13 protein-coding genes are annotated in these 12660 nt (G+C 66.9%); 9 read left to right on the top strand and 4 right to left on the bottom strand.

Going from position 1 to position 12660, the window contains the following annotated elements; translation table 11 throughout:
- Window positions 1–3: 3 nt before the first annotated feature.
- Complete coding sequence (locus JN531_RS04515) at window positions 4–1329, bottom strand: YihY/virulence factor BrkB family protein (RefSeq protein WP_228347666.1); 1326 nt, start codon at window positions 1327–1329, stop codon at window positions 4–6.
- Window positions 1330–1421: 92 nt separating this feature from the next.
- On the opposite strand from JN531_RS04515, the gene recQ reads away from it, so the two are divergent.
- The 3 genes from recQ to JN531_RS04500 all read left to right on the top strand — a co-directional run bounded on the left by recQ (window position 1422) and on the right by JN531_RS04500 (window position 4304).
- Entirely contained in the window at window positions 1422–3266 is a 1845-nt protein-coding gene (gene recQ / locus JN531_RS04510) for a DNA helicase RecQ (protein WP_228347665.1), read from the top strand.
- Window positions 3267–3414: 148 nt separating this feature from the next.
- Window positions 3415–3903, top strand: a complete 489-nt coding sequence (locus JN531_RS04505; protein WP_228347664.1) for a hypothetical protein — start codon at window positions 3415–3417, stop codon at window positions 3901–3903.
- A 92-nt stretch (window positions 3904–3995) separates the two neighbouring features.
- A complete protein-coding gene (locus JN531_RS04500; RefSeq protein ID WP_228347663.1) occupies window positions 3996–4304 on the top strand; it encodes a hypothetical protein in 309 nt (102 codons plus the stop codon).
- Window positions 4305–4557: 253 nt separating this feature from the next.
- Here the strand turns inward: JN531_RS04500 and JN531_RS04495 are convergent, their stop codons facing one another.
- Together JN531_RS04495 and JN531_RS04490 are read right to left on the bottom strand one after the other, a co-directional pair.
- A complete protein-coding gene (locus tag JN531_RS04495; protein ID WP_228347662.1) occupies window positions 4558–4887 on the bottom strand; it encodes a hypothetical protein in 330 nt (109 codons plus the stop codon).
- A gap of 53 nt (window positions 4888–4940) precedes the next feature.
- The gene (locus JN531_RS04490) at window positions 4941–5852 is read right to left on the bottom strand and encodes a phosphoribosylaminoimidazolesuccinocarboxamide synthase (RefSeq protein ID WP_228347661.1); all 912 of its coding nucleotides are present in this window, start codon (window positions 5850–5852) and stop codon (window positions 4941–4943) included.
- A 155-nt stretch (window positions 5853–6007) separates the two neighbouring features.
- On the opposite strand from JN531_RS04490, the gene rpe reads away from it, so the two are divergent.
- The 4 genes from rpe to JN531_RS04470 all read left to right on the top strand — a co-directional run bounded on the left by rpe (window position 6008) and on the right by JN531_RS04470 (window position 9721).
- Window positions 6008–6682, top strand: a complete 675-nt coding sequence (rpe, locus tag JN531_RS04485) for a ribulose-phosphate 3-epimerase (protein WP_228347660.1) — start codon at window positions 6008–6010, stop codon at window positions 6680–6682.
- Window positions 6679–8109 (top strand): anthranilate synthase component I, encoded by a 1431-nt coding sequence (trpE, locus tag JN531_RS04480; RefSeq protein ID WP_228347659.1) that lies wholly within the window; start codon window positions 6679–6681, stop codon window positions 8107–8109. The genes rpe and trpE overlap by 4 nt, the downstream gene beginning before the upstream one ends.
- Complete coding sequence (locus JN531_RS04475) at window positions 8106–9026, top strand: sterol desaturase family protein (RefSeq protein ID WP_228347658.1); 921 nt, start codon at window positions 8106–8108, stop codon at window positions 9024–9026. Before trpE ends, JN531_RS04475 begins: the two co-directional genes overlap by 4 nt.
- 134 nt (window positions 9027–9160) lie before the next feature.
- On the top strand, window positions 9161–9721 hold the full coding sequence (locus JN531_RS04470; RefSeq protein ID WP_228347657.1) for a thioredoxin family protein: 561 nt from the start codon (window positions 9161–9163) through the stop codon (window positions 9719–9721).
- A gap of 533 nt (window positions 9722–10254) precedes the next feature.
- Here JN531_RS04470 and JN531_RS04465 read toward each other — a convergent pair.
- Window positions 10255–10674: an SET domain-containing protein gene (locus JN531_RS04465; protein WP_228347656.1), complete on the bottom strand. Its 420-nt coding sequence runs from the start codon at window positions 10672–10674 to the stop codon at window positions 10255–10257.
- A gap of 230 nt (window positions 10675–10904) precedes the next feature.
- Here JN531_RS04465 and JN531_RS04460 point away from each other — a divergent pair, with 230 nt between their 5' ends.
- Entirely contained in the window at window positions 10905–11513 is a 609-nt protein-coding gene (locus JN531_RS04460) for an RNA polymerase sigma factor (protein ID WP_228347655.1), read from the top strand.
- Window positions 11510–12547, top strand: coding sequence for a FecR family protein (locus JN531_RS04455; RefSeq protein WP_228347654.1), 1038 nt, complete (start codon window positions 11510–11512; stop codon window positions 12545–12547). The genes JN531_RS04460 and JN531_RS04455 overlap by 4 nt, the downstream gene beginning before the upstream one ends.
- Window positions 12548–12660 lie beyond the last annotated feature (113 nt).

Below are 12660 nucleotides of genomic sequence, written 5' to 3'. Positions count from 1 at the left end.
CGTTCAACCGGCGGGCGGCCGGCTGTCGTGCGCGGCCACGAAGTCGCGCAGCGTCATGCCGCCATGCCGGCTTTCCATCGGCGCTTCGACTTCATCGAGCAGCTTCAGCACCGTGTCCGACACCGGATCGTGACGGTGGCTGAGGGTTTCGGTGCCGGCGCGGATCAACCGCCACAGACGTGGCAGCGACAGGCTGGCGGGGTCGATCCCCGGTAGCAGCTGGTTGCCGCGATCACCGGTGAACGCCAGCAGCTGATGGTGATGCAGCACCCGCACCATGCGCTGCACGTGTTCCGGCTGGGCGTCGAGCATTTGCGACAGGTCATCCAGGGTGGGCGGCCGTTCGCCGTGCATGAAGGCGCGCGTGACCAGCGTCATGATCGCCAGGCCCAGATACTCCGCCGCCCGGCTGGCCAGCGTCGGCGGTACCCGCGCCGGCACCAGATGCGCCGGGTTCTGCACGTAGAACGCCAGCTGGCAGCCGGTAAGCAGGATCAGCCAGCCGACGTACAGCCAGATCAGCAGAAACAGGAAAATGGCGAAGCCGGAATAGATGGCGTTGTAGTTGCTGGCGCCGGCCACGAACTGGGCGAAGGCGAGGCTGGCGAACTGCCACAGCAGGCCGGCCGACAGGCCGCCGATCAGCGCCGGTACCAGCCGCACCCGGGTGTTGGGCATGTAGCTGTAGGCAAAGGTGAAGGCGCCGATGATCAGCGCGAACGGCAGCAGCCGGGTGACGCCGTAGAGAACGAAGCCGAACGGCTGGATCTCCGCCACCCGCCCGACGATGTCGCTCGACAGCAGCGAGGCCGTCACCCCCAGCGCCGAAAACACCAGTACCGGCCCCACCGTCAGCACCGCCAGATATTCACCGATGCGCTGCGAGATGGCGCGCGGCTGTTCGATCCGCCAGATGAAATTGAAGCTGGCCTCCACCTTCTGGATCATCGACAGCGCGGCATAGAACAGCAGCGCCACACCGAGCGAACCGAGCACGCCGACCTGGATGTTCTCGACGAAGCCGATCACGTTGTCGGTGATCTCCTGCGCCCGCGGGCCCAGCGGCGCCAGGGCTTCCAGCAGCACCGGCTCCAGCGAGTTGTGGACGCCGAGTGCCTTCAGCACCGAGAACCCCAGGGCCAGCATCGGCACCAGTGACAGCAGCGTGGTGTAGACCAGGCTCATCGCCCGCATGCTCAGTTGGCCGTCGGCGAGATCGCGCAGCAGCACGAAGCCGAAGCGGGCCGGCCGCAGCAGTTTGCGCGGCAGCCGCGCCGCCCGCTCGGGGTCGAACAGCAGGGCACGTACGCGTTCGAGCAGGGCAGGCATCAGCGGACCGTTGGGGGCAGGGGCTTCATAATGGTGCCCGATCTTGAAGTTCGACCCCCCGCGGGTCAAACGGCCCAACCGTGGTGAGTGCGATGTCAGTCTCTTCACAGGACGTGCGGCTGCACCGCGCCCTGAAGCAGTATTTCGGTTTCGACGCCTTCCGGCCCGGCCAGCAGGCGGTGGTGCGTGACGCGCTGGAAGGGCGCGACGTGCTCGCCATCATGCCCACCGGTGGTGGCAAGTCGCTGTGCTTCCAGTTGCCGGCCCTGCTGCGGCCCGGGCTCACCGTGGTGGTGTCGCCGCTGATCGCACTGATGCAGGACCAGGTGCGGCAACTGCGCGAAAACGGCATTGATGCCGACGTCCTCAACTCCGCCCAGGACGCCGCCGCCGGCACCGAGGTGATGCGCCGGCTCGACAACCGCGACCTCAAGCTGCTGTACGTGGCGCCCGAGCGGTTGATGATGGACGGCTTCATCGAGCGCCTGCAGCGCCATGCCGAGCTGTCACTGATCGTCGTCGACGAGGCGCACTGCGTATCGGAGTGGGGTCACGACTTCCGCCCCGAGTACCGCCAGCTGCACCGCATTCGCGCCGCCTGCCCGGACGTGCCGGTGCTGGCCTTCACCGCCACCGCCACGCCGCGGGTGCGCGACGACATCGTCACCCAGCTGCACCTGCAGGACCCGGCGCGCCATCTCGCCAGTTTCAACCGGCCCAACCTGTTCTACGCCGTCGAGGAAAAGACCCGCGACAGCTATGCCCGGGTGCGCGACCAGGCGCGGCGTGGCGGCAGTGGCATCGTTTACTGCAGCTCGCGGCGGCGGGTCGATGAACTGGCCGACAAGCTGGCCGGCGACGGCATTGTGGCGCTGCCCTACCACGCCGGCCTGTCGGCGGCGGCGCGGCGTGACCACCAGGACCACTTCATCAGCGATGCCGCCCAGGTGATGGTGGCCACCGTCGCCTTCGGCATGGGCATCAACAAGCCGGACGTGCGCTGGGTGATTCACTACGACCTGCCAAAGACGCTGGAGGCCTATTACCAGGAGGCCGGTCGTGCCGGTCGTGACGGCGAGCCTGGCGAGTGCACCCTGCTGTTCAGCCTCGGCGACATCCATAGCGCCGAGCAGATGATCCGCAACAAGGTGCATCCGGCTACCGGAGAGCCGCTGGAGCAGGAGCAGCGCATTGCCCGCCAGCAGCTGCGCGAGGTCATCGACTACGCCGAGTCGGCGGTTTGCCGCCGCACCATCCAGCTGCGGTACTTCGGCGAAACCTTCGAGCCGCCCTGCAAGCAGTGCGACAACTGCGTGCAGCCGCGGCCGGTGACCGACTGCACCGTCGCCGCCCAGCAGCTGCTGTCGGCAGTGGCACGCTTGGCGCAGCGGCGGGAGCGGTTCGGCAGCACCTATGTCATCGACATCCTGCGCGGCGCCCGCACCGAGAAATTGCTGTCCAACGGCCATGACACCCTCAGCGTCTACGGCCTCGGCAAGGACCAGCCGGTGGCCTGGTGGCGGCAGATCGTCCGCGCCCTGCTGCACGAGGGTTTGCTGGCGGAGACCAGCGACGGCTTCCCGGTACTGGTGCTCACCGAGGGCAGCCGCGCGGTGCTGCAGGGGCGGCGCACGGTGGAGGTGGCGCTGCGCCCGGTGAAGCCGTCGAAAGGCCCGCGCGCGTCAAAGGCGGCGCTGCAGTTGGAGGGTGCCGACGCTCGTCTGTTCGAGGCCCTGCGGCAGTTGCGGCTGGGGCTGGCGCGCGAGGCCGGGGTGCCGCCCTACGTCATCTTCACCGACGCCAGCCTGCACGCGATGGCGGTGGCGCGGCCGACCACGCCCGAGGCGTTTGCGGAGGTTCCCGGCGTTGGCGCTCGCAAGCTGGAGGCCTATGGCGAGATTTTCACCGCGGCAGTCCGGGATTTTCTGACGCTATAAGGCTTGACAGGCAACCGGGGTGTTGACATTGGTGCACTGCACCATTAGTCTGCACGAACTCGATTGCTGCAGTGCAACAAATGCCGCGGCGGTCGACAGGAAATCGTTTGTACCTCTTTCTTGTTTTGAACTGCCAGGAGTTTTTGAAATGAATGTTGAAACCATCGTGAGCGACGTCAAGGGCCGTGTGGAACCGATCGTGGCCAAGGGCCAGGACGTGGTGTTCTACGGCTTCGAAGTGCTGAAGTCCGCCAACACCATCGTGGTCGACGGCGTCACCAGCGTCTATCGCACCAACCTCGCCGTCGGCAAGGACCTGGTCGGCTACGCCCAGACCAGCTTCACCAAGGCCAAGAGCGACGGTATCAAGGCCGTGGCTGCCAACCCGGCTGCCTACCTGCCGGAAGGCAAGGACGCCCTGTTCGGCGCCCTCAGCGCCACCCGCGAAACCGTCATCAAGACCGGCGACGAGCTGGTGAAGACCTTCAAGAGCGGCTTTGAAACCATCACCGCCAAGCTCAACGGCGAAACCGTTGAAGCCAAGGTGAAGGCGTCCGCCACCAAGGCCAAGGCCACCGTCAAGAAGACCGCGACCAGCGCCAAGAAGACCGTCCGCAAGACGGCCGCCAAGGCCTGAGTGACAGTCTGACGAGGCGGCCTTCGGGCCGCCGGTCATCGGGGCGGGGCCGCGTTTGCGACCCGCCCCTTTTTTTGCTTTCGGAGTTCTCCATGTCCACGCCCATCGCCGGGGCCGAGCCGGCCCTCAAGCGCCTCTCCGGCCGCCTGCACCGGGTGGTCGACCAGACCGTTGAAGCCACCGCCCTGCTGGCGACCCATGAAGTGGACGCCCTGCGGGGGCATTGGTCGGAACTGCGGGAGCGGGTGATCCTCGCCCGCCACGCGCGGACCCCCGGTCAACTCATTCGTGAGCAGCTGGATCTGTTGCCGGAGTCGCGCAACCGCCTGCGCCATGACCATCGGGTGCGGCGCAGCCTGTGGCTCGGCGTGCGGCAGGATCTTCGCAACGTGCAGCCCTAGCGGTTGCGCGTCAGAAGTCACGCCTGTCATTGCGATTCTGCGCCCCTCGCGATGACAGCCTTCTCTCTTGTCATTGCGAGCCTGCGTAGCAGGCGTGGCGATCTCGTCCGGCTGGCACTGCCCTGAATACGCGTTGGGTTGTGCCGCTAATGAGCCTCAGCGTTGGCCATCGTGGCGAACCGTCACTTCGCTAATCCACTCCGGCCCGGACCTCCATGTCCGGTCGTTCACCCCGCCAGCGAGCGGTGCTCGCTCAACGGCGGGGTTCACCGTCCCGCTTCCGCCGCCCGGCCTTTCCGGTGCCGGTTGCGTTGCCGGTGCTGCGACGCCGCTTGCGCGGTGCCGCAGGGGCAGCTTCGGCGTCAGCAATCACCACCTTGCTGATGATCTTTTTCCAGGCCGGTGATTTGCGCAGGGTTTCCAGGTTCTGTTTGACGAACTCGCTGGCGTCGAACTCGCTGGCGGCGCCGACCTTGCCCCGCAGGAAGTCGATGATGTCGTCCTGCAGGCCGCCGACATCCGGCAGGCCGAGAAAGCGCCGGAGCTCCTCCGGCGTGACATGTACTTCCACCTTGATTTCCACGACGACTGCTCCGCATCGATGATGCGTCGGTTATAGCACGCAGCCGGCCGGTCTCAGGCGGTGAGCAGGCGCTCGGCCTCGCGGTACTTTTCGGCGGTGCGCGCCACCACCTCGTCCGGCAGCCAGGGGCCGGGGGCGGTCTTGTCCCAGTCGAGGGTTTCCAGATAGTCGCGGACGAACTGCTTGTCGAAGCTCGGTGGGCTGCTGCCGGGGGCCCAGGTGTCGGCGGGCCAGAAACGGCTGGAATCGGGGGTCAGCACTTCGTCGATGAGGTGCAGGCGGCCCTCCGCGTCGAGGCCGAATTCGAACTTGGTGTCGGCAATCAGAATGCCGCGGCCGCGGGCATAGTCGGCGGCTTCGCGGTACAACGACAGGGTGGTGTCGCGCAGTTGCTCGGCCAGCGGCCGACCCAGCCGGGCCACCACTTCATCGAACCGGATATTCTCGTCGTGCTGGCCGACTTCGGCCTTGTCCGCCGGGGTGAAAATCGCCTCCGGCAGCCGGTCGGCCTGACGCAGCCCGGGGGGCAGGGCGATGCCGCAGACCTGGCCGCTGGCCTGGTAGTCCTTCCAGCCGGAGCCGATCAGGTAGCCGCGTGCCACGCATTCCACCGGCAGCGCCTTCAGCTTCTTCACCACCGCCGCGCGGCCGGTGACTTCCGCCAGTTCCTGGGCGGTGAGCCAGTCGCGCAGGTCGATCTCGGGCGCGCTGTGATTCGGCAGCCGGTCGGCGAATCGCTGCATCCAGAATTCGGTGACCCGGTGCAGCACCGCACCCTTGCCGGGGATCGCCCGCGGCAGGATCACGTCGAAGGCCGACAGCCGGTCGGTGGTGACGATCAGCATGTGGTCGTCGCCGATGGCAAAGATGTCGCGCACCTTGCCGCGATGCAGACGCGGCAGGCTGCTGATCTGGGCTTCAAACAGGGGGCTTTCCAGCGGGGCTTCGGCGGGCGACGGGCGCATCGCGGGGTCTCAACAGTGACAACGAAGCGGCGCATTGTGGGCACCGCGCCCCCCAGCGTCAAAGCGCCCGGTCAGCGGAGCGAAAGCGATCGTTGGCCCCCTCTGGCATCATTTCGGCCCTTGGCCCTGTGCCGCCCGTGATTTCGAGACCCTCCATGGCCCGTCAAGCGCCGCTTATTGCGCCCAGCATCCTCTCCGCTGACCTTGCCCGCCTGGGCGACGATGTCGCCGCCGTGCTCGCGGCCGGGGCCGACTGGGTGCACTTTGATGTCATGGACAACCATTACGTGCCCAACCTCACCTTCGGGCCGGACATCTGCAAGGCGCTGCGCAAGTACGGCATCGCCGCGCCCATCGACGTGCATCTGATGGTGGAGCCGGTGGACAGCCTGGCCCAGGCCTTCGCCGAGGCCGGTGCCACCATGATCACCTTTCATCCCGAAGCGACGCGTCACGTCGACCGCAGCCTGCAGGCGATCCGTGCCGCCGGCTGCAAGGCCGGCCTGGTGTTCAACCCGGCAACGCCGCTGGATGTACTGCGCTTTGTCATGGACAAAGTCGACCTGGTGTTGCTGATGAGCGTCAACCCCGGCTTTGGCGGGCAGAGCTTCATCCCCGGTACCCTCGACAAACTGCGCGACGCGCGGGCGCTGATCGATGCCAGCGGCCGCAACATCCGGCTGGAGATCGATGGCGGCGTCAAGGTCGACAACATCGCCGAGATCGCCGCTGCCGGGGCCGATACCTTCGTCGCCGGCTCCGCCATCTTCGGCAAGCCGGACTACGCCGCCACCATTGCCGCCATGCGGGCGCAGATCGCAGCAACATGACGGCGCGCATCACCCTCACCCGTGAACTGCCTGGCGATCTCGAAACGCCGGTCAGCGCGTATCTGAAGCTGGGCAATCAGCCCTACAGCTACCTGCTGGAATCGATGCAGGGTGGCGAGCGCTGGGGGCGGTACTCCTTCATCGGCTTGCCCTGTCGCGAAATCGTCCGCGTGCACGGCCACACCATCACCGTACACATCGACGGCGTCGAGACCGAGCAGCTCGACCACGCCGATCCCATCGCCTGGCTGCGGACCCGTACCGCCGATACCACCGTGGTGCCGGCCTCCGGCCTGCCGCGCTTTGCCGGCGGCTGGGTCGGCTACTTTGGCTACGACTGTGTGCGCTATTTCGAGCCGCGGCTGGCGGGGGTGCACAAGCCCGACCCCATCGGCACGCCCGACATCCTGCTGATGCGGGCCGACGAGTTGGCCGTATTCGACAACCAGCGCGGCACCCTGACGCTGGTGGCGCATGCGCTGGAAGGTGACGAAGCGGACCGCCTGCGTGCCGAGTCCCGCCTTGATGCCATGGAGGCATTGCTGGGCATGCCGGTCAACCTGCCGCCAACGGCGCCGCAGCCGGCGCCGACGTTTGTTTCCGGCATGAGTGCCGAGGCCTACCAGGCAGCGGTCCGCAAGGTGCAGGACTACATCACCGCCGGCGACTGCATGCAGGTGGTGCCGGCGCAGCGCATGAGTGCGCCCTTCACCGCGCCGCCGGTGTCGCTGTACCGCGCCATCCGCCGGCTCAACCCGTCGCCCTACCTGTTCTGCATGCATCTGGATGACCACCATGTGGTCGGTTCCAGCCCCGAGATTCTGGTGCGGGTCGAAGACGGCGAAGCCACCGTGCGGCCCATCGCCGGCACCCGCAAACGCGGTGCCACCGAGGCGGAAGACGCGCGCCTGGCCGAAGAGCTGCTGGCCGATCCCAAGGAACTGGCCGAGCACCTGATGCTGATCGACCTCGGCCGCAACGATATTGGTCGCGTCGCCCAGACCGGGCAGGTACGACTCACCGAGAAGATGGTGATCGAGCGCTACAGCCACGTCATGCACATCGTCAGCAACGTGGTCGGCACCCTCAAGCCCGGCATGGGGCCGCTGGATGCGCTGGCCGCCACCTTCCCCACCGGCACGCTGTCGGGCGCGCCCAAGGTGCGGGCGATGGAGATCATCGACGAGCTGGAGCCGGTGAAGCGCGGCATCTACGGCGGTGCCGTCGGCTACATCGGCTGGGACGGCCACATGGACATGGCCATCGCCATCCGCACCGCCGTGATCAAGGACGGCCAGGTGCATGTGCAGGCCGGCGCCGGCGTGGTCGCCGATTCCGATCCCGAAACCGAATGGCAGGAAACCCTGAGCAAGGCGCGCGCCATGACCACCGCCGTCGCTCAGGCCAGCGAGGGACGTTGGACATGATCGAACTGTTGCAGCAGGGCATCGCCACCATTCAGGCCATCGGGTTGGAGAAGGTGTTTCTGCTGTTGATGGCGCCGGTGTTCGCCGTCTTCATGGCCTGGGAGGCCTGGCATCTGCATCGCCGCCGTGCCCAGACCTACAGCGTGGCGCAGGTGGGCACCAACGTCTTTCTCGCCACCAGCCACGCTATCGCCGACGGCATCGCCTGGCTGCTGGTCATCGGCCTGTTCTACGCGCTGTATCAGGTGCGGCTGTTCGACATCCCGTTCACCTGGTGGAGCGTGATCCTGCTGCTGGTGCTGCAGGATTTCTTCTACTACTTCTTCCACCGCGCCAGCCATCGCATGCGCTGGATGTGGGCCAGCCACGTCACCCACCATTCATCGGAGACGATGAACCTCGCCACCGCGCTGCGGCAGAGCGTGACCTATCCGATCTCCGGCATGTGGGTGTTCTGGCTGCCGCTGGCGTGGATCGGCTTCCAGCCGGAGATGGTGATCCTGGCCGTGGCCATCAGCCTCGGCTACCAGTTCTTCGTGCATACCGAGAGCGTGAAGAAAATGCCGCGCTGGTTCGAAGCGGTGTTCAACACGCCCTCACACCACCGCGTGCATCACGCCCGCAACCCGCAGTACATCGACCGCAACTACGCCGGCGTGCTGATCATCTGGGACAAGCTGTTCGGCAGCTTCGTGCCCGAAGAAGCGCCCTGCGAATACGGCATCGTGCGGCAGATCCACACCCGCAATCCCTTCGTGATGATGTTCCACGAATGGCGCGACATGTTCCGCGACGTTGCCCGTCCCGGCCCGCTGTGGCTGCGCCTGAAGCACCTGTGGGCGCCCCCCGAGTGGGAGCGGCCGTCGGCCCTGGACGTTCGGGACGGGCAGCAGCCCCGAGGCATCGGCAACCCGTAAGCCGACTGCCTCCACGTTTACCCGCAAGCGAACACGGTCATCGCGAGGGGCGAAGCCCCGTGGTGATCGTGTCGCCAAACGCCCCCGCACACGGTGGCACTTGATCCCGCCGAGGTAACTGCTACGGTAGGCGCATGGCCCTGACCCCCTCCACCATGCTGCCGCTGGGCACCATCGCCCCCGACTTCACGCTACCGGAACCGCTCACCGGCCAGCCGCGACGGCTGCAGGATCTCACCGGCCCGGCGGGCACCGTGGTGATGTTCATCTGCAACCACTGTCCCTACGTCAAGCACGTCAACCCGGAGCTGGTACGGCTGGCGCGCGACTATCAGCCGCGCGGCATCGGCCTGGTGGCCATCTCCGCCAACGACGCCGCCCACTACCCCGAAGACGCGCCGGAGAAGATGGCCAAGGCGGCCCGGGAGCTGGGTTACCCGTTCCCGTATCTCTACGACGAAACCCAGGCCGTCGCACGTGCTTATCAGGCGGCCTGCACACCGGACTTCTACCTGTTCGATGCCGAGCGCCGCTGCGTGTACCGCGGTCGCCTCGACGGTTCCACCCCCGGTAACGGCCAGCCGCTCAACGGCGCAGACCTGCGCGCCGCCCTCGACGCCCTGCTGGCCGGGGCCGAACCGCAGGCGGACCAGCAGCCGAGTGTCGGCTGCAACATCAAGTGGAAGGCTGATTAATCCAGGTTGTCACGGCGAGCCCGCTTGGTCCCGTCACTGCCATGGCGAGCCCGCCTGACTCCGTCACTGTCATTGCGAGCCTGCGCAGCCCTCCCTGTTTGTCATGGAGAGCCTGTGCAGCCCTCCCTGTTTGTCATAGCGAGCCCGCGCAGCCTTTCCTGTTTGTCATTGCGAGCCCGCGCAGCCTTTCCTGTTTGTCATTGCGAGCCCGCGAAGCGGGCGTGGCAATCTCGTCGCCATGGCAGTGCCCGCCGGATGAGATCGCCGCGGGGCTGCGCCCCTCGCGATGACACAGGGCTTGGGCTGTGCCACTACATGGACCTTGGGTTGTGCCGCGAGTGAACGTTGGGGTGTGCCGCGAATACACCTTAGCGCTGGCCATCCTGGCGAACCGTCAGTGTGCTAATCCACTCCGGCCCCGGCATCCATGCCGGTGCGTTCACCCCGCCAGCGAGCAGTGCTCGCAACAACGGCGGGGTTCACCCTCGCGATGACAGGGTGGCACCCATTCCTCAGCTCTCAGCAGGCATCTCTCAAAACGCGCTGCTCAGCACGGTTGCATCCGCCAAATACGGCACATCCTCCGGCTCACAGAAGTCGAAGTAGTTGCAGGTGAGCTCGGTGCCGGCGGGGATGTCGCAGGCGGCGACGTAGGTTTCCTGCTCCGGCTGCCAGCGGCAGTTGGGCTGGTTGGCATGGTTGAAGAAGCGGGCGTCGTCGGTGCAGTAATAGTAGGCACCGACCAGACGGTGGGCGCCCCGGCCGCGGTAGCAGTAGCGTAGCCAGCTGTCGCGGACGGTCGGTGGCATCAGCGCCAGCCGCGACTCTTCGAGCACGATCAGGGTGTGCGGGTCGCAGCTGTAGAGCAGCTGGCCCTCGGCAATCGCCTCCCCGGCAAACAATCCGACGCCAGCAATGGCGCTGGGCCCCACAAAATGCGCGACGTGCAGCATGCACGACCCCACAAGGCAAGAACACGCGGCTGCGTGCCGTCGGATCATGCCGCGCCACCAGGGGCGCTGGCAATGGGTCCGGTCCGTTGCTCGTTGCTCGTTGCCGTTGCTTCTACGATTCCCGACTCCCCATTCCCCATTCCCCATTCCCCATTCCCGGTGCGGCCATTGCAAAAAGCCGCCCGCTATCCGTTATTGGCTAAGGGACTAATCCGGAGTACAACCGCCCTATGGGCAAAGCCGTGCCAGGTCAGGACGCAGAGGCAGCCGATTCCGCCGATCACGGCGGCGTGGGGGGCGTGGGCACGGCGCAACGCAACCGCAGCATTGCCGCGCTGTTCCAGGACCACAATCGGGCGCTGGTGAGCTTTCTCACGCTGCGGCTGCAGTCGGCGCAGGAAGCCCGCGAGGTGGCGCAGGAGGCCTACGTGCGCCTGCTGCAGCTTGACCGCCCCGAGGTGCAGGGCTTTCTGCGCGCCTACCTGTTCCGCATTGCCGCCAATCTGGCGGTCGACCGCCTGCGCCGCCGCAGCACCGAGCTGCGGGCTGCCCGTGCCGAGCTGTTCGATGAGCTCGACGATGTCGACGAGCCTGAGCGCTGCACCCTCGCCAGTGAGCAGCTGGAGGTGGTGCGGCAGAGCCTGGAAGAACTGCCGGAGGCCTGTCGCAAGGCCTTTGTCATGCACCGTATCGACGGTCTTCGGGTGGAGGACATCGCCCGCAAACTGAAACTCTCGCCACGGATGGTCTACGTACACCTCGAGCGTGCGCTGCTGTATTGCCGCCTGCGCGCCGATGGCGCCACGCCCGATGCGGCGCGGCAACGGATGAAACGATGAACGCCGTGCCCGAGACCCCTGATGATGCCGAACTGGACCGCCTGCGCGCCGCCTCGCGCTGGCTGGTGGCCCTGCGCGAGTGTGGCGACGACGACACCGTTATCGCCGATTGGCTGGCCTGGTGCGACGCCGCCCCCGAAAACCTCGATGCCTTCGAGCGCATCAAGACCACCTGGAAGGTGTCTGGCGCCGCCCTGGTGGCATCGGCGCCGCCGGTATCGGCTGCACCCCCGGCTGCATCGTCGCCGGCGGCCCAGCGTCGCCCGCGCCGGCATCGCCGCTGGCGCAGCCTGGCCCGTGCCGCGGGCATGGTCATGGCGGTGGGGCTGAGTGCCATCCTGCTGACCCAGCCCGCCGGCACCACCCACACCCTCAGCACCGCCGTCGCCCTGCATGCCACCAATCCGCTGCCGGACGGATCGGTGGTGGAACTGGGCGCCCGTTCCCGCATCGCCACCCGCTACAGCGAGGCTGAACGTCGCGTCGTCATCGAAGAAGGCGAGGCCTACTTCGACGTCGCCCATGACCCCGAGCGGCCCTTCGTGGTGCAGGTGGGCGGGCTGTCGGTGATCGCCGTGGGCACCGCCTTCAATGTGCGGAGTGGCGATGAACGGGTGGTGGTCACCGTTACCGAAGGCCGCGTCCGTCTGGCCCGTGCCGCACCAGCCGACCCCGGCCGCCCGCCCGTCCCGACGGTGGAAGCCGGCGCCGGCGAGCAGGCCACCTTCAGCGCCCGCCAGGGCACCATCGACGTCGCCATGGCCGACCCCGGTGTCGCCACCGCCTGGCGCGAGGGCGTACTCAAGTTCGTCCACGAACCGCTGGACGAGGTGGTGGCCAACCTCAACCGCTACTCCACCCGTCAGATCGTGCTCGCCGACCCCCGCCTGGCCCAACTGCGCTACACCGGCACCGTCTTCGGCACCCGCCTGGATGACTGGCTGGACGCTGTGGAAGGCGTGTTCCCCATCACCGTCACCTATGACGGCACTGACCGTATTCTGCTGGTGGTTAGAAGCGTGCGTGATGAGTGATGAGTGATAAGTGATGAGTGCTGAGACGCCCTGAATAGCGTTGCTCTTTGCGCGTTGCGCGACCCGTGACGCGTAAGGCTTGAGGGCCGCTGTTCCGCCTGCACCTCACCCCT

The sequence above is a fragment of the Flagellatimonas centrodinii genome (assembly GCF_016918765.2).
In the GTDB taxonomy this organism is placed as follows: domain Bacteria; phylum Pseudomonadota; class Gammaproteobacteria; order Nevskiales; family Nevskiaceae; genus Polycyclovorans; species Polycyclovorans centrodinii.
This window is presented reverse-complemented; position numbering and strand designations above follow the sequence as displayed.